The sequence below is a fragment of the Methanosarcina mazei S-6 genome, assembly GCF_000970205.1.
In the GTDB taxonomy this organism is placed as follows: domain Archaea; phylum Halobacteriota; class Methanosarcinia; order Methanosarcinales; family Methanosarcinaceae; genus Methanosarcina; species Methanosarcina mazei.
Genome location: NZ_CP009512.1, coordinates 2,193,557 through 2,211,090 on the forward strand (window position 1 = coordinate 2,193,557; position 17,534 = coordinate 2,211,090).

Here is a 17,534-nt window from a genome sequence, read left to right on the forward strand (position 1 = left end):
GCAATTCCAGTTAAACTGGCACTCAGTTAATTTTTAGTCTACCGGAAATACGAGACATAACATATTAATAAAAGTTTATTTATAGTAAGAACTAGCAATGAGCTCCTCTTTATGCGATACTATATGGCTTTCTGAAAAAAGAAAAAACCTCCTCCTTTTGCTTATGGAAGGACCAAGGGACATTGAGCAGATAAAGACGTCACTCAACGTAAATTCCAAAGCAATGATGCCCCAGATAAAGATCCTGAATAAGCAGGGGTTAATTCTCCAGAATGGAAACACCTACGAGCTTTCCGACATCGGGACACTGGTTGTAGGGAACATGCTCCCTCTCCTGAATACCCTTGAGGTTATCGAGGAAAATAAGGAATACTGGGCAAGCCGTGATGTGAGCGCCATACCCCACAACCTGTTCATGCGCCTTGGAGAGCTCGGGGAATGTATGGTAATTGAGCCTGACCTGAACCACCTTTTTGACCTTCCGAGGGAGTTTACGGAAAACATTATGAAATCCAGGAGCATCCTGAGTTCCCTTTCGTATTATCATCCCCTTTACCCTTCGCTTTATTCAAAACTTGCAAAGAGCAAAGCCGAAGTTGAACTCGTACTGACAGAATCCGTGTTCGAGAGGCTGAAAAATGAGACCCCCGACGAGCTCAGGTCTCTCCTCGAGTCCGAAAACACAACAGTAATGGTCTGTGAAGAAAGCCTCAATATTCCTACCATCGCCGTTACTGACCGTTTCATGTACCTTTGCCTTTTCGACAGGCAGGGGAAATATGACCACAGAAAGGTGATGAGCTTTGATGAAAGTGCCCTTTGCTGGGGCAGGGAGCTTTTCAAGCATTATAAAAAGTCAGCCAGAAAAGTCACAGATATTTAATTCCCCTTTAAATTATTTAATCCCCCAGAATTTCCCCGGCTTTTTAAAGCAGCTGGTTAGCGTCCCATGCTGAATCTTTCCCAAAACCCTGATTTACGGGAGTCCAGTAATATGAGGTTAAAAAATGTCCCCCTGAAACCCAAGCTGGTTATTTTTATTGTTGTTGGAGTTTTCCTTATCCTTGCCGTATCCACTGCTGTTATAATAGGGACCGTGACCTCTCAGGAAGAAAAGCTTGCATATGAGAAATCTATCGAGATGGCAGGCAATTATGCAAATCAGTTTGATGCACAGATGGAGGCAAACCAGGCTATTGCAAGGACACTTGCCTGCACCATGGCTGAGTACGGGTCCCAGGACAGGGAAGAGGCAATGAGCATTATCAAAAGGATACTTAACGAGAACCCACAGCTTATAGGCGTCTATCTGGGTTATGAGCCGGATGCTTTTGACGGCAGGGATAAAAACTATATTAATGCTCCAGGGCACGATTCAACAGGCAGGTTTGTACCTTACTGCAACAAAATCAATGGACCTGTGATCATCGAACCTCTTGTCCATTACGATTCCTCTGATTATTATCAGCTTCCAAAAACGACCGGAAAAGATACCCTGACAGAACCTTATTTTTATGAAGGAATATTCATGGTAAGCTATGACTCGCCTATTTTTAAAAACGGGGAATTTGCAGGGATAGCCGGTGTGGACGTCCCTCTTGAGTACGTGGACGATGTAGCAAGCAGTATACGCACTTTTGATACCGGATATGCTTTCATGGTAAGCAATACGGGAATTTTTCTCTCTCATCCCACACAGAAAAACTGGATTGGAGAAAAAAGCCTCTCTGACTTTGATGTGGAAGAGATAAAAAATGCTGCATCTGACATCCGCGAGGGGATAGGAGGGCATGTTGAAATTAAGGACCCTATAACAGGCAAAACCGTGATAATGTTTTACGAGCCCGTAAAAACAGGAGATTTTTCTTTCGTGCTTGTCGTTCCCAAAGAGGAAATGCTTGCCGGAGTGAAGGACCTGAGGGACCGGCTTCTCATCATCTCTGCCATCTCAATCCTGTTTATGGCTGCTCTCGCTCATATGATTGCCAGGTCCATTACAAGACCTATTGATGATATTGTTGATGATTTCAAAAATATCGCACAGGAGGCTGTTAAAGGGAAGCTGGATGTGAGGGCAAATACCGATGTGGAAGTTGATTTTCAGGAGATACCTACGGGGTTGAATGAGATTCTTAAAGCTGTTGTTGTCCCTGTGCGGGAAACCATACGGGTCACCAATGCCCTTGCGAAAGGGGAATTAAAAGAAAGGGTTAATGTGGATGTCCAGGGAGAGTTCAGGGAATTGGGGGACACTCTTGACAAGTTCTCCGAGACCCTCAATATGATTATAGATGACTCCAATGCTGTCCTGACAGCTTTTCAGAACTATGATTTTAAGCGTGAGATCTCCGTGCACGGGCAGGGGGATTTCAAGCTCCTTACGGATGGGATCGAAGAGACTCGAAGGGTACTCGACCTTATCACCATGCAGAGGAGAGTAGCGGAAAAAGCCCTGCTGGATTATGCAATGGAGCTGGAACATTCCAACAAGCTTAAAGAAGAGATGGAAAGGGTCATTAACAACAGTCCTGTAATTGTGTTTTTATGGAAATACGAACCAGGCTGGCCTGCGGAATTTGTCTCGGAAAATGTTAGCCTTTTAGGATATGAAGTTGAAGATTTTATTTCAAAGAGAGTTTTCTATGAAAATATCATACATCCGGAAGACCTCCAAAAGATCCAGGAAGAGCTTGCCAGAAACGTGGAGTCAGGATGTAATCTCTATAATTCGGAATACAGGGTTCTGACCAGATCCGGAGAGGTCCGCTGGGTGGATGAAAGAACGTTTATCCACAGGGATGAGAGATGCGAAGTCCACCTCCAGGGAGTTATCCTTGACGTAACCGAACACAAAAAAGCTGAAGAAGCCCTCCTTCAGATAGAAGAGATTCATAAGAAAGAGATCCACCACAGGATTAAAAACAACCTCCAGGTAATCTCAACCCTTCTCTATCTCGAATCAGGCAATTTCAGCGATGAAAAGGTAATCGAAGCCTTTATAGAGAGCCAGCACAGAGTCAAGTCAATGGCCCTCGTGCATGAAAAACTCTACCAGTCCGAAGATATGGTAAGTGTGGACTTTGCAGATTATATCAAAGACCTCTCAGACTACCTCTTCCATTCCTATTCCGTGGGCGATGGAAACGTGAGTCTTAGGCTTGATATTGAAAACATATTCCTCGGAATGGACACTGCGGTTCCCCTGGGCATTATTATAAACGAACTGGTTTCAAACTCTCTTAAACATGCTTTTTCCAAAGGAGAGGACGGAGAAATTTGCATCCGGCTGCATAGAAACGAAAGAGGTAATCTTTATACAGAAAATTATAATAATGCAGAAGCTAAAGTGGCTATGAGCGAGAAAACAGACTTTAATGGTATCAGCAGATTACAGGAAGATAAAAAAGCAGAGGACAGAAAAGCAGAGGATAGGCTCACTCTTATTGTAAGGGACAATGGCAGAGGCTTCCCTGAAGGTCTTGACTTTAGAGATACGGATTCCCTCGGGCTCCAGCTTGTGACTGCACTTGTTGACCAGATTAACGGAAGCATAGAACTTGATACCAGCAGGGGAACCGGGTTCAAAATTATTTTTCAGGAGCTGAAGTATAAAACCAGGGTGTGAGAATGGCAGAAGGACGAATTTTGATTGTTGAAGACGAACATATCGTTGCTATGGGAATAAAGCGTATGCTAAAAAGCCTGGGATACACGGTTACAGGTGTAGCGTCATCCGGAAAAGATGCCATAAGCAAAGCCGAAAGTACATTTCCTGATCTCATATTGATGGACATAATGCTTAAAGGTGAACTTGACGGCGTGGAGGCTGCAAAAGAGATAAAAGAGCGCTTTGATGTGCCCATAGTCTATCTAACTGCTTATTCAGACAGCAATATTCTTGAGAGAGTGAAAAAAACAGGGCCCTCCGGATATATCGTGAAGCCGTTTGATGAAAAAGACCTTTACAGCAATATCGAAATAGCTCTGCACAGATCCAGGAAAGAAAAAAAGGACATTGAAGAAGGGATTGAAGGAGAAATTGAAGGAGAAATTGAAGAAGGAGAAATCAAAGAAGTTGAAGAGAAAAAATAAGGTAAATTACCTTTTTCCCTGTGGGGTTCTTCTTTCATTCAATAACTTTTATTAATTATATAAAATTTATTGGAACTGCTTTGCGGGATTTTTTTCTTCCGGCAGTCTTTTTTTATCTGAATCTATTTTCCCGGTTAAAAATTTGAATAGCTTTAAAATATCCCATATCCTCTGTCATTACCTGTCCGTCCTGCCAGGGACAGGGGTCTCAAATAATCTGCTTCCTTCTGTCAATACCGCAGAGGGGAGGCTATATAGTTCCAGGAATATAGAAACGATGTATATGAAGAAAATCCGGGATGAATCTTTATTTGATCAGGAGTTTTTATTTGCTTTTATTAGTTGTAATACAGGGCGTTTTTTGAGAAAAGAATAGGATTTTGTATCCAGTTGATAGAAAGATTGATAAAGGTACTGGTTGTCAAATGAGCAATTTCAGCAGGGAAAACCGGGGAATAAAAACGATCAGGATGCTGGGATACAAAACGAAGGTGTAGTGAATGCCAGAAGGACGAATTCTAATTGTCGAAGACGAATATATTGTCGCCATGGGAATAAAGCGCATGCTGAAGAATCTGGGGTACACACTGGCAGGCGTTGCTTCCTCGGGAGAAGAAGCCATTAATAAAGCGGAAAGCAGCTTTCCTGACCTTGTGCTTATGGATATAATGCTTAAAGGGGAGATGAACGGGATAGAGGCTGCAAAAGAGATCAAAGTACGCTTTGGTATCCCTGTGGTTTACCTGACTGCCTGTTCGGAAAGCAAAATAGTGGAACGTGCCTGGAAAACGGGACCTTCTGGATATATCGTGAAGCCGTTTGACGAAAAAGACCTGCAAAAGAGCATTGATGTGGCCATGCGCAGGCAGAGGATGGAAAAAAATGAGCCTGGAAGAAGTTCCCTTAATGCTGAAAATCCCTTAAGGAACCCTGAACATGCTCTCAAAAAAAGTGAAAAAACGCCCGAAAAACTTTCCGAATCCGTTAAGTGTACTGAACGACTTTGAATGCAAAATGATATTTAAGCAAAATAGATATTTAATATACTTAAATACTTAAGCATACTTCTTTTTCCTTTTTTAAAGCATTTCAGGCTTCTAATATGGTTTAAACCTTAAAATGGTTTTCTGGCTCACCCCGGACATTCAGGTTCCAAGTTCTTTTTCAATGGCTTCGGCTACCGTTTTAAGGACTTTTATTCTGGAATACCTTTTGTCATTTGATTCAACGACAATCCAGGGAGCTCCTAAGGTGCTGGTTTTCTGAAGCATTTCATTGACTGCGATTTCATAATCGTCCCAGCGGTTCCTGTTCCGCCAGTCATCTTCCGTGATTTTCCAGCGTTTCTCAGGGTCAGTAAGCCGGCTTTCAAAACGTTCCAGCTGGGTTTCCTTATCTATATGCAGCCAGAACTTCAGGATAATTGCTCCTGAGTCATAAAGTATTTTTTCAAACTCATTTATCTCTCTGTAAGCCCTTCCCCATTCTTCTTCCGTACTGAACCCTTCCACTCTCTCCACAAGGACGCGCCCGTACCAGCTCCGATCAAAAATGGTCATGTGCCCTGCCATGGGGGTTGCACTACAGAAGCGCCAGAGGTACTGGTGGGCTTTTTCATAATCATTTGGAGAACCTACAGGCACGACCCTGTAAAGCCTCGGGTTAAGCTCTTCAACAAGGCGGTGAATATTTCCCCCTTTTCCTGCAGCATCCCAGCCCTCAAAAACGACAACTGTAGAACGTTTTCTTTTTAACAGTTCGTACTGAAGGTTTTCAATTTTTTCCTGAAAGAGCTTTTTTGATTCTCTGTACTCTTCCAGGGTAATACTTTTTGACAGGTCTACCTTTTCCAGGACTGAACCGTCAAGGGCAGGGAGCTTTTCTTTTGCCATGTCCAGGTATTTTATTGTCTGCTCCCCCGGTGTGCGCGTTACTTTTTCAATACATTTCTCAATCGCACCGGCAACCTTTGACATTATTTTTAAAACTGCAAAGTTCCTGTCATTTGCCTCAATTATTGTCCAGGGAGCGTAAGGCACATCGGTTCTTTCGAGTATCCTTTCAACAACAGGCAGATATTCTTCATAGCCTTCAATAAATTCAAGGTCTTTCCCGTTTTTATCTTTATATTCTTCAAGAATGAGAGGTATGCCTCTCTTTTTTATTTCCTTAAAGCGCTCCTTCTGCTCTTTTTCACTGATATGCAGAAAGAATTTGAGTATCAGGTACCCGTCATCCGAAAGCTGTCGCTCAAAATAGGTCAGTTCTTCGAGCGTTTTTTCGAGAGCATCTTCATTTTTTTCCTTAGCAAATAGCTCAATTACTGCCCTGCTGTACCAGCTCCGATCAAAAATTCCTATTCTTCCCCTGACAGGGATCCTGGACCAGAAATGAAGCAGGAAAGGCTTTAATTCTTCCTTATAGCAGGGCCTCCTCATCGTATGGAAATCAAAGCCTCTCGGGTCCAGGGGAAGTATGAAACGGTTGATGTCCTCTCCCATTCCTGACGCGTGCCAGCCTTCAAAAACAATTATAATGGGTATTTTTAATTCCCATGCCTTCCGTTGAAGCTCACCCAGCTTAACCTGAAGTGTTTTCATACTCTGCTTGTATTCCCCATTAGTTATTTCCCGGGAAAGGTCAACATTTTCAAGAATTCTTTAGCCCCCTGCTGTTCTTAAAGTGATGATTTTCATTTCTCCATATCGGGAGAAATATTAGACAGACGAAATAACTGATACATTTCAGTTTATTATAAAATATATTTTATTTATCATATAGTACAAAGTTTATAATTATATCCAATTATTTTCATGCCTACCTGCCTTTCAGGCCAATAATAAATAGCTAAATTAAGATTAAATGTGCTAATTAAGATTATTACACTGATACAAAACATCTATTACAAATATCTAATGTAATACTCCCGCCAATTATTTAAATTTTTAACATAGATTGGAGAATGAGATAATAAAAAGAGTTGAATAAAAAATGAAAAAATAATAGGAGATTGTCTAAGACATCAGGAGATTATTTGAGACGGAACAAATTAACATGCGCTTAAAATTTTTGTTTGAGAATATTTTTTACCTGAAAAATAAAGAGCAATTTTTCAGCCATTAAAAAGCAGTCAATTTATAAGGATAATGCCCAAACTTAATTTTATATATTAAACTTAAGGAAAAAATAGTAAAGCTGAGTATTAATTAACCAATATACTTTTTACAGCTATTTTGACTCGCCTGGTCTACACTATTGAGACTAAAAGTTAAATTATAAATATAGTTCGATATTAACATATCAAACCTGGGCTTTTTTTAAATATCTTCAAAAAAACAATATATTCTATATATTATGTATTTTACATAACTGATCAATTTCAGATCTCAAAATATCCCAAAAAACATACATTAAAAAGAATATGTATTATAATGTGTGTTTATAAATAATTACCTACATTCCTATACATAACACATATTGAAATATAATTTTTTATAAGCTACCATAATTTCATTCTTTTTTCCATATTAAACGATTATACTATTTAAAAGACATAATTCAGTACATGTGTTAATAATACTTTAATTCATTTATAGGCATTATAATATATACTTACAATAAGATTAACAATTAATGTTATTAAAAATTATCTTTTTTAAAAAATATTTTGAATTAGATATTTTAAAATATAAAATTAATTTATAATAACTATTATTGAATATATGTAATTAAGATCAATATAATTAGAATGACGTCAGCTTTTAGATATATTAAATATAATAAATATAACTTTTTATACATAACTTACAAAATAGGAATATATAATTTATTAAGTAGCTAAAAATTAAGCTAATATTAATTATAGATATTTTAGGAGGTTTAATATAAAGAAATATCTGAGAAATAAGCTATAGGCTATTGTATATTACTAAACTACTACTTTTACAGGGATTTTTAGCAAAAATATCAAACAATTATGTGCATATTTTGAATTATTATGCTATATTTATAATATATTTTTTTGATCAGATAGTGTAGACTATTTTGTTCAAAGTAGAGTAAAAACGCATAGAAGAAAAATCGTCCAAAGAAATTTTTTAAAATAATCATGGAATATAGCTAAAAATAACTGACTATTTGCAAATATAACCCTTAATACCTCTTAATAAAAATCCTATCATTACTTATTCATATAATATGTAGGAATCATCAGGCATATTTTTCAGGATTGTTTTTCCTTACTATTGTTTCATAGTTAATAAGGCGGTTATCGGTCAAATATGGCGTATTCATATAGTCCATGGAATAACCGAGTTCACAAAATTGGGTGTTTCGCATAAAATTTCACCTCTGATAAAATTCATTCACATATGGTATAAGAATAAATTTTTCATTATATCCTGTCTGTTATGGCAGGTCTTTCTCAAAGTTCGGCTTTTAAATCAAGAGCAGACGTTATGCATAAAGATAATTATAAGGAGTGTTTAATATTAAAAAATTCAGATTTTGTTTGGAAACATAAATTATAGCATCTAGAAGCAGTTAAAAAGTTAGGCAAAATTATAAATTCAATAAATTAATTTCACAGAATTCCTTTTATTTTTTAATTTATTTGTATAGACTCGATAAAATTAACTAACAAAATATATTTTTTATAAAAAAATAATACAATATCAGGGTATTTTTATATATTATGATTTGTACCATGACCTCTACACTATTCAAATTAAAAACATGCTAAAACATATAGATAAAAAATACTTAACAATCATAAAAAATATTAAAAATAGCATCTATAAAATATAATAAGGCAAAATATAGAAGGATATAAAAATATTTTGTAAATAATTTTATCATTATCAGTTTTTGAAGCCACTACTCAAAAACAAACAGCAACTAACGGTAATATGATAATAATATAACAGTAACACAGTAATTATGCATAGCGAAACGATATCTCAAGAGCTTTTAATTTTTGCTTTAAATCAGGAAGGCTCTTTTCAATTATATTCTCATTTTTCAGTTATATTCTCATTTCTTAGTTAGATTATCCGTTATTGCCAGGCAGCTATAAACAGTTTTTTATTCAGCAGCGGCGGGACCTGTTAGCGAAATCTGATTTTCAGAAGATTTTTTCCTTACAGGAGTTTAATAATTAACTGTCAGAGAGATTTTTGTTAAAGGAAATTTTTGATGACGCAGATTTTTATTCATCGAGTATCAGAGATCTGCCATTAAAGGAGAATTAATAGTGAATTAATAGTGCGAATTTGAATTATAAACAGTGAGAATTTGAACTATAGCACATGTTTGCCCTGAACAAATTTTTATTACATAGTTATTACATGGCAAATCTGGGAATTAATCTTTTAAATTTCAAGTAACTTAATATTAATTATTATATTAAACTAAGTTTTTTGTCAGTGTTCTACCTGAGAAATACCACAAAAGATATTTTTATACAAGTTTTATGTAACAGAATCAGAATTCCAGTTTCAAATTAAAAATTTCTTCAAAAAGTCCATATTTTTTGCGGGCCCGGTAAAGGTACTGGCGGATCGGAGTATTATCTCTTGCCCTGGCAAAAAGAGCTTCTATTTCTCCTTTTGAAAAAACAGCCTCCAGCTTTTTAATAGGTATGGCTTTAAGGTCTTCCCAGCTGTCAACCACAGGGTTGCTTATAGGAATCGGGATCGGAAGCAGTGAGATCTGAGCCTCATCCACCCAGTTCCAGTCGGAATCATAAATATTTGCATAAAAGGCACCACAGGAAGCACATTTTGTTACGACCAATATATTTTCTTCGGCAGTGTGATAGCTGAGGCTCATGAGAATGGAGTCACAGCCTGTGCAGTTGCCAATCTCGTTTTTTTCCATGCTGTATGCAGGTATCCGGTTTTCTTCGATGTAAAGTGCTTTTTCATTGAGGTCGTACTTATATTCCATGTCGTCCGCTCCTGAAGAGGCCGAGCCCCTGAACGCAAATTTTTTCATTCCAGGATGGTGTTAATTCCTCTTTGATTTCTGTCTAAGGTCGTAACCCTATTAATATTAATCGGGTATAGATACTCTTCGTTTTTGAGGAGTATTAATAAAAAACAGGACTTTTTTGCATACTTTTTACAAATCATAAAACCAATTCATCACCAACACAAATTTCTATATGAGTGACACCGGGTGAAAAAATCACTATGAGCAAAATAGTAACAAAAATAAGTTACACAATACCTGCATAATTTTTCCACGTTTTTGACCTAAATTTTAGTTATAGTTTTTAGTTTTGATGAAGCGTTCTTAAGCAATATATCCAACAATCTACTTTTTCTGGATTCAAAATTTATACAAACTATATGTTTTCCTAAAAATTACTTTTGCACGACGTAAGCCAGCTTACTTGAGTATAGATCAGATTTTTGTTTTTTGATTGTCCCCCATCCAATAAGAAAAACTTTTGAGAATTTATTCAACGATAGATTTTTAAACATCTTTTTTATATGTAATGGTTTCACTTGAAGAAAAAGATTTATTACACTATTACGAAAAAGCGAAATCAAAAATCAATAGCATACTAAGGTTTTGCTGCTTCTAGCAGAACGCAGAATCGGTTTGAAAAATGTCCTAGACAAACAGAAAAGCGGATTTTGCGTTATATTAATAATATAAATTTAATCGATTTTGGAGTATTGAACACAAGCTTAATATATATGATTGTAAGAAAATAATAATGTTATTAAGTAAATATATTGTGTAAGTATTCAAATTTCTGGCAGGAAATTCGAAGACTTTTTCAGCTCTGAAAATAAGAATAATACTTTATAAAACAGGGCAGCTAAAAATGGAAAATATGAAAGGATAGATCTCCAGGTAAGCCAATTCCGAGAGAATCCCAGGTGCAAAGACGGTGTGAATGGATGATAAAAAGTGATATATTGAAGAAAGAACATATCATACACAGGGTTGAAACTTGAAGCACCTAATATTGCCTGAAGAGCAGGAGCTTTAATATCCATTTACATCAGGACGAATAAATTTACAAACCTATATATAGAGCTATAACTGAGATAGTTTACTACATCAGTAAAGGTGGTAATTATGGTATCCATCCGAGCTAAAATTAAATCCAGATTAGAGAAATTCCTTGAAGTTGATTCCAATGGATATCGAAGGGCTATACTGTGTATCTTCATCAAGGTAAAGAAAGCAACTATTGACGAGCTTCATGAAATGCTTTCAAGTAAATACAATGTATCAAGAAATACAGTAGCATCCATGGTAGGGTACATACATTCAAAACTTGGAATACTGAGAGCACATAAGGAGTCCTATAAAACCCCCATGGTTTATCTCCTGAGAGAGGAATACATAGACCTGATTATGAAAATAGTTGCATCGCCTGAAAAGACAATAAATGACTCCACAGCCTGAAAAAATCAATATTCCGGCATTTCTCATTTTCACCTGGTTTCTGATAGACAATGTCAATTGTAAAAAACGCACCCAGAACAGCAACTACCATTGTTGTACGGTCAGACGCCAATACCCGTGTAAGCCATTCAAGGGACCCTTATTACAACCTTATGCGGCGTATTTTTCAGGAAGACGCCACTGCTGTCCGGGGCCGGAAATTTCTTACAATGGTTGAAGAACGGCAGGCGGCAGGTAATGCTATCCGGACCGATGAATGGAAGGCTGTTCTCGAAGAACTGCAGATAGGTCGTGCCTCCTTTTATGCAATGAGAAACAAGCTCCTCGGCGCAGGGCTAATTTCCATCAAAAATAAAGAGTATCGACTTTCAGGCCAGTTTTCAAAAGACCTTATTGATATGGCACGCTGGTGGTGGACCGCTGTCCTTGAGCAGCCAGAAGAAAGTCTTTGATCTGTACCAAAAGAATTACTTATTTTAACCTGAGATTATTTTTTTAACCTTAGATAATCTTTTTTAATCTTAGATAATCTTTTCAACCTGAGATTATATTTTGCTCATTCTGGAAGGCGCAGGAGAGTTATTTTTCAATAGATTTAACTTTCTACAAAATTTATTGTCAGATGCTTTTTTGCCGCACATTTAACATATCTGCAGGCATCCAGCCGAAAGCTATATATATAAAATACTCCTTTAGAAGATACGCTTCAGGGCGCAAGAATCACGCCCCACAGCGAAAAATCATCGAAGCCCGGTAGTGTAGTGGTCAATCATGCGGGACTCTGGATCCTGCAACCTCGGTTCGAATCCGTGCCGGGCTATACACACTTTTATTTACACTGTTAAATCCCAAACTTTAAGCAATTTATCTTTTTTAAACTTCGCTTGGTTTCTTAAAATCTTTTGATATTCTTATGACTTTTTTGCGTTCATATAGTTTTTTTGCTGCATTTACTCTCTTCTGGCTTTCTTTCACTTTCTTATGATTTTTTTATTTTCTTATGGCTTTCTTCTGTTTTCTTATGTCTTTTTTGTTTTCTTTTGCTTTTAATTATCTATTCATTACTTTGTTGTATTTTTCTTTTTGTGCCTTGCAGAAAAACATTAATGTTGCCTGCAAGTCTCTGTAAAAAACGAAAATAATTTGTGAGAATACAAAAATATTTTGGAATTATGCATAAATAATTTACATAGTTTAACTAAATATTTTTCTTTTGATATTTCGCAAAAGTTAGGTTTAAACTTATCAAGAAATCAAAAAATAGCCTTTAAAATGGTTTTTAAAGGATAAAAAGCTTTTTAATCATTTTTTCACCTTCACCATATGAGTAAACTGGCGCATATACTACCAAAATAATATTAGCTTAATGAGATAACTATTTATAATAAGTATATGTAATATAATACTGAAGTAAAAACATAATACAATTATAAAGTAAAACCACAAAACAGCTTATAGCGGGGGAAAAACATGAGAATAAGAGTAGTCAGTACAAGGGAAGAAATCTTTACACTTAATCCGAATGAGCGTCTTGTTCACCTGGCTTTCAGACCATCAAACAAAGATATCTTCGGACTTGTTGAAACCTGCCCCAGGATTGAGGTAGTACAGCTACCTAAATCCTACAAACGCACGGTCTCAAAGTCCATAGCCATGTTCCTTCAGATGCAGAGGGTTCAGCTTCTTGAGGGAGATGTCTGGGGTCACAGGAAAGACATAAACGAATACTATGCAATTCCTTCCTCGGTTATTGAAAAGATAAAAGATATGAAAACAGAAGGAAAAGCTGCTGAAGAAATAGAGAGAAAAGTTTCAAGGGAAAGCAAACTGAACCCTGAGATGGTTGCTTATATTATGAATAAGGAAATACCTGCCTGATCTGCACAGAAAAGGTATGATCCCTGAGATCTGCTGGAGATTGGAATGTATAGATAATCGATTCCGCACTACAAACTACAAATATACTCTCCAGCAGGATCTCTTCTTCAGCAGTCCTCTCCTGAAAATCCAAGAAATTTCAACATTTAATTTAGATCAATTTACAAGAATACTCTGTTTTAATACGGAAAACTAAATTTCAGATTTAAATCCTTTCTATGTTTCAGATTTGGATTCTTACTTTTTCAGATTTTTGCTTCATCCCGGCCCTGAGAACCCTTATTAACCTTATATAATGGTATTATACAGCCGGTTTTATAAGTTCTCTTACGCTGGTGGACTTCAATGCACGTAGGTATGACACGAGAACTTTTAATTGTTTATAGCCCTCTCAACCAGTTCCATCTGCCCGATACTGTCTTCTCCCCACTTCTGTTTTGTTTCTTCACTCCAGTGGAGCCTATCTTCTCCAATCATCGATTTTGGAATTGTGAAAACCTTTGCTCTCGTATTTCTTGGGGTGTTGCATCTTAGCCATTTATACTGGTTAATATCTGTATCATATACCAGACAATAATCAAGTCTGTATGCGCCCGGAATATCTGAGGATTTATAATAAATCTGTTTCAGGCCCTCTTTTGGCCCTTTTCCCTGTTTTCTATTTTTGCCAGCTATTTTCATTTCTTCTTTTCTTATATCTTCCAGAAACTTTAAACTCCTCTCGACTTCACTTTTAAATATAATCAGATGCCATTTCAAAGACAGTGGATAGCGTTTTCTCATAAGCTCATTTAATTCGTCAATCAAAGCAGAATCATCTATAGTGTTTTCAATTTCTTCCATTAATTCTTTCATTCTTCTTAGATTAGCCTTCTGTCTTGCTTCACTGGTTGCCATATCAATCGCCAACATTTAAATTATAGTTTAACTGTATATGCAACATTAGGTTCTTAAATTTTTTCATAGTTATGGCCAAAATAAATCCGAATTTTCAGGGACGAGAAATTGAAATAAGAAAAAAAGGAAGGAAAAGACAGCTGTAGAAAAGAAAGGAGGAAAATAAGTTAAATTAAGTTTATATTCCTTAAAAGTTTGAAATCAAATATACTGATCCTTTTCCTGTATTATTCTTCACCTGTACTATCCTTTTCCTGTACTATCCTGCACCCTGTAAAACTTTTCCTTAAATAATTGTTGAAACCGGATTATGTTTTCAGGTCCAATTTAGGACGCTGGTTTTCACTTCCTGCCTCCATACTGTAAAAAGCTATGTAATTATTGTTTTCAGTGCGAGCTTTTATTAAAAAACCGGTGTTTACATATTTTCCGCCTATGTACTCATTTATGAGATCGGTTACATCAAGCTTGTAATATTTGTTGTCAGGAAGAGTGCTGCTCTTAAGAGTTACCGTGGCATACGGAGTACTGCCCTGAAGGACTCCGTTTTTATCGTACCAGTCTCCTCCGGGATTTTTCCAGGCAATTCCTCTGTCTCTCTTATTCCAGCTCACATAATCAGGGTTCCAGGCAGAGGCAGGCCTGTAAACCTCTATTACGGTATCTTCAGGTCTTGTTTTTCCTGCGGGATAATACCAGTAGAGGGAAAGAGTTGCATTATCAATTTCTGCTGAGGTTTCGTACTTGCTAAGGTCAAACCACATTGCATCCCTGTACCTGCCCGTACTCATCCCGCCGATATCAATAAAAGAAGTATTCTGAAAAACAGCTTCTGGGGAAGCTTCACGAAGGCGGTTATCATAGACCTTTCCTGCTGCCTGATCTCCTGCTGATCCGGATTTGGAAGCATATTTCGTGTTTCCGTAAGCCCCGATGTTAATCCTGCCCCCGTTGTCCTGAGGTTCGGCAGAATAGTCCGAGAGGCTGTATCCTGCATCTATACAGGGAGAATTTATACCGTCATTCACCCAGCTTTTCCCATTCCACCTTCCCGTATTTGATTTAAGATGGTAGTCATGGTTATTCCTGTCAGCATACCGGGGGTCTGCTTTTATATCGGAAGATGAAACTTGGACATTTTTGCAGTTTCCAGCTTCATTTCCGTAGAAGCAATTGTTCTGCAGGACAAAAGAATGTGTACCTGTTAATTCGTTAGACACCCCACATCCACTTCCTCCTGAAGAAGATCTGGAGTTTGTAATTATATTGTTTCTCAATGTAAGTACGTAACCTGAGCCTGAAGGCGCTGAAGAATACACATTTTTCTGTACGATTCCAGCTCCGTAGACTCCGTCAATCACGTTGTTCTCAATGAGAGCGTTGAATCCGTCGGAAATTATTCCACCTATTATGATGCTGCTGGACTTTGTCCCGGTATCATATATCTGGTTATGGTGAATGTGGAGATCTGCCGATGAGTCAGGGTAAGATCCTGCTCCGAAAATCCACATCCCCACACGGGCAGTTTTGTATATCACGTTATTATAGATTTCAATATCGTCCATAACGGGAGAATTATACTTCTGGATTTCAATTCCCGCTCCTCCAGAACCGTCTGATGTGATTATGTTGTCATGCAGACGTGCTCTATTGGAATTGTAAAGCCTGAGCCCACTGTTTGTCCTGCAGGTTATCGTATTATTATAAGCCTCGATATCCGAACAGCTGCTGGCATAGAGCCCGTCGTGTCCGAGCCGGTATATAGTGCTGTCATGGAGCTTTATGCCCGAACAGCTGTCTGTTTTCAGGCCGTCGCCGTGATTGCTGGTCAAATTCATATTATATACATTTATGTTCTGGCAGTTTTTCAGGTGGATAAGGTTGTGGTAACCCTTTCCACTCTCTACATTGGTGTTTCCTTCCCTGTTTCCGTCTATCGTAAAACCCCGGATAGTAATATCATGGCTGCCTGAACTTCTCTCCTTCATCATCGGTTTTTTGACATCCCAGTTAGCATTACTTACAAGCTTTATCTTCGCGCCGGAGTCCCCTTCAAGAATTGTATTGTTGCCTATCAGAAGAGTCTCATTTATTACGTATGTGAAAGGACCTTTGAGATGGACAGTTGTATATGCTGAGTTCTCAGAAACGTATTTGAGTGCCTGATTTATCTGTATATGGTCATCTTTTCCGTCACAATTATAATCGCCGCTGCCGTCTCCTGCCACATAGACAACAGGTGCAGAACCAGCGCTTGAAGCGCCTGAGAAACCTGACAGGACGAAGCAAATTACTAAAAAAATTATTACTGATTTACGGTTAAGCAGAATTATCACCTGAAATTAATATTAAGTAAATTTAAGATCTTAATAATCAAAAAATATAGATAGTAGTCAGAAAATCTCCATCCTGCAGACAGTGTCCACTGCCTGAATAATTGTTCTCCAGAAGAAACCTTAAAACGGATACAGACCCGAAAATACAATACTGGTTTTTGGTCTGGACAAATAATGCAGGATTTTTTAAAGGATTTAATTTTCCTGTCTGGACCGGATATCCCGGTTGCAAACAGTATCAATAACTTATATAGGTCCCCCTAAATTAATTATCCAAGTTATACTGTACTTTATACATTATATTATAAAAATATTTGCGGCACTTATTGATTTAAATTATAAAGATGTCTGAAAAAATCGGACTGATCTGGACCAATCATGTTACTGCTGGCTTTGCAACTACTAAAAATATTAAAGCCGGATTGATACGGATGAAAATCATTCAAATAACCAGTGATTCAGACTAAAGATCTTGAGATATAAACAGGAGTAGAATGATTTTATTGTTTACATCAGGCCAGAAGTATATAGATATTAAATATGATAGCTACCCTACACTATTTTTCTGCAGCTTAATTTTAAAAAAGTTACCTTTGACTTTCTATTGAGTTACAATATTTAAATGAAGAACCACAGATTTTTTAAGCCAACTAGTGTAATTATATATATAAATAAGATTATATAATATTGAATACAATTATTATAACCAGTCAACGTTTTGCTACTCATTTTGCTAAATTTTAGCAAAGTGATGGTCCATGGAGGATCACAAAATCGCTCTATAGAAGTAAACTGAGCGGATGAAAGCCAGGAATAATAAAGTTTAACTATATGTTTTAAACATTTAGCTATGTGTTTTTTAAGTAGTTTCGTATTTTAAGATAAATATAAATAGGTTAAATTTGA

12 protein-coding genes and 1 tRNA gene are annotated in these 17,534 nt (G+C 37.1%); 8 read left to right on the forward strand and 5 right to left on the reverse strand.

All coding sequences use genetic code 11. The annotated features are described in order from the left end of the window. The first annotated feature begins 97 nt into the window (after positions 1–97). From MSMAS_RS09385 to MSMAS_RS09400, 4 genes are all read left to right on the forward strand, one after another. Positions 98–883 (forward strand): helix-turn-helix transcriptional regulator, encoded by a 786-nt coding sequence (locus tag MSMAS_RS09385; RefSeq protein ID WP_048037669.1) that lies wholly within the window; start codon positions 98–100, stop codon positions 881–883. A 111-nt stretch (positions 884–994) separates the two neighbouring features. Continuing rightward, a complete protein-coding gene (locus MSMAS_RS09390) occupies positions 995–3,625 on the forward strand; it encodes a histidine kinase dimerization/phosphoacceptor domain -containing protein (protein WP_011034857.1) in 2,631 nt (876 codons plus the stop codon). Positions 3,626–3,627: 2 nt separating this feature from the next. Then, on the forward strand, positions 3,628–4,092 hold the full coding sequence (locus MSMAS_RS09395; protein WP_048037670.1) for a response regulator: 465 nt from the start codon (positions 3,628–3,630) through the stop codon (positions 4,090–4,092). A 500-nt stretch (positions 4,093–4,592) separates the two neighbouring features. Beyond that, positions 4,593–5,099 (forward strand): response regulator, encoded by a 507-nt coding sequence (locus tag MSMAS_RS09400; RefSeq protein WP_011034855.1) that lies wholly within the window; start codon positions 4,593–4,595, stop codon positions 5,097–5,099. A 138-nt stretch (positions 5,100–5,237) separates the two neighbouring features. Here MSMAS_RS09400 and pap read toward each other — a convergent pair whose 3' ends face one another. From pap to MSMAS_RS09410, 3 genes are all read right to left on the reverse strand, one after another. Beyond that, complete coding sequence (pap, locus tag MSMAS_RS09405) at positions 5,238–6,749, reverse strand: polyphosphate:AMP phosphotransferase (protein WP_080503084.1); 1,512 nt, start codon at positions 6,747–6,749, stop codon at positions 5,238–5,240. Between the two features lie 1,552 nt (positions 6,750–8,301). Further along, positions 8,302–8,430, reverse strand: a complete 129-nt coding sequence (locus MSMAS_RS19775; protein WP_259637130.1) for a hypothetical protein — start codon at positions 8,428–8,430, stop codon at positions 8,302–8,304. Between the two features lie 1,143 nt (positions 8,431–9,573). After that, a complete protein-coding gene (locus tag MSMAS_RS09410; protein WP_230626403.1) occupies positions 9,574–10,086 on the reverse strand; it encodes a hypothetical protein in 513 nt (170 codons plus the stop codon). Between the two features lie 1,098 nt (positions 10,087–11,184). On the opposite strand from MSMAS_RS09410, the gene MSMAS_RS09415 reads away from it, so the two are divergent. The 4 genes from MSMAS_RS09415 to MSMAS_RS09430 all read left to right on the forward strand — a co-directional run bounded on the left by MSMAS_RS09415 (position 11,185) and on the right by MSMAS_RS09430 (position 13,395). Then, positions 11,185–11,517: a DUF2551 domain-containing protein gene (locus tag MSMAS_RS09415; RefSeq protein ID WP_011034852.1), complete on the forward strand. Its 333-nt coding sequence runs from the start codon at positions 11,185–11,187 to the stop codon at positions 11,515–11,517. A 50-nt stretch (positions 11,518–11,567) separates the two neighbouring features. Beyond that, positions 11,568–11,969 carry a hypothetical protein gene (locus tag MSMAS_RS09420; RefSeq protein ID WP_011034851.1) on the forward strand — a complete coding sequence of 134 codons (402 nt, stop codon included), beginning with the start codon at positions 11,568–11,570 and terminating at the stop codon, positions 11,967–11,969. A 295-nt stretch (positions 11,970–12,264) separates the two neighbouring features. Then, positions 12,265–12,337, forward strand: a tRNA-Gln gene (locus MSMAS_RS09425). A gap of 650 nt (positions 12,338–12,987) precedes the next feature. After that, positions 12,988–13,395: a DUF1699 family protein gene (locus MSMAS_RS09430; RefSeq protein WP_011034850.1), complete on the forward strand. Its 408-nt coding sequence runs from the start codon at positions 12,988–12,990 to the stop codon at positions 13,393–13,395. A gap of 372 nt (positions 13,396–13,767) precedes the next feature. Here the strand turns inward: MSMAS_RS09430 and MSMAS_RS09435 are convergent, their stop codons facing one another. Together MSMAS_RS09435 and MSMAS_RS09440 are read right to left on the reverse strand one after the other, a co-directional pair. Next, positions 13,768–14,292, reverse strand: a complete 525-nt coding sequence (locus MSMAS_RS09435; protein WP_011034849.1) for a hypothetical protein — start codon at positions 14,290–14,292, stop codon at positions 13,768–13,770. 308 nt (positions 14,293–14,600) lie between these two features. Then, complete coding sequence (locus tag MSMAS_RS09440) at positions 14,601–16,628, reverse strand: disaggregatase related repeat-containing protein (protein ID WP_011034848.1); 2,028 nt, start codon at positions 16,626–16,628, stop codon at positions 14,601–14,603. Between the last annotated feature and the right edge of the window lie 906 nt (positions 16,629–17,534).

What these genes read in the sequence shown, in the direction of transcription:
- MSMAS_RS09385 (WP_048037669.1), top strand. Translation starts at nt 98, where the DNA reads ATGAGCTCCTCTTTATGCGATACTATATGGCTTTCTGAAAAAAGAAAA.
- MSMAS_RS19775 (WP_259637130.1), bottom strand. Translation starts at nt 8,430, where the DNA reads ATGCGAAACACCCAATTTTGTGAACTCGGTTATTCCATGGACTATATG.
- MSMAS_RS09410 (WP_230626403.1), bottom strand. Translation starts at nt 10,086, where the DNA reads ATGAAAAAATTTGCGTTCAGGGGCTCGGCCTCTTCAGGAGCGGACGAC.
- MSMAS_RS09400 (WP_011034855.1), top strand. Translation starts at nt 4,593, where the DNA reads ATGCCAGAAGGACGAATTCTAATTGTCGAAGACGAATATATTGTCGCC.
- MSMAS_RS09430 (WP_011034850.1), top strand. Translation starts at nt 12,988, where the DNA reads ATGAGAATAAGAGTAGTCAGTACAAGGGAAGAAATCTTTACACTTAAT.
- MSMAS_RS09435 (WP_011034849.1), bottom strand. Translation starts at nt 14,292, where the DNA reads ATGGCAACCAGTGAAGCAAGACAGAAGGCTAATCTAAGAAGAATGAAA.
- MSMAS_RS09395 (WP_048037670.1), top strand. Translation starts at nt 3,628, where the DNA reads ATGGCAGAAGGACGAATTTTGATTGTTGAAGACGAACATATCGTTGCT.
- MSMAS_RS09415 (WP_011034852.1), top strand. Translation starts at nt 11,185, where the DNA reads ATGGTATCCATCCGAGCTAAAATTAAATCCAGATTAGAGAAATTCCTT.
- MSMAS_RS09390 (WP_011034857.1), top strand. Translation starts at nt 995, where the DNA reads ATGAGGTTAAAAAATGTCCCCCTGAAACCCAAGCTGGTTATTTTTATT.
- MSMAS_RS09420 (WP_011034851.1), top strand. Translation starts at nt 11,568, where the DNA reads ATGTCAATTGTAAAAAACGCACCCAGAACAGCAACTACCATTGTTGTA.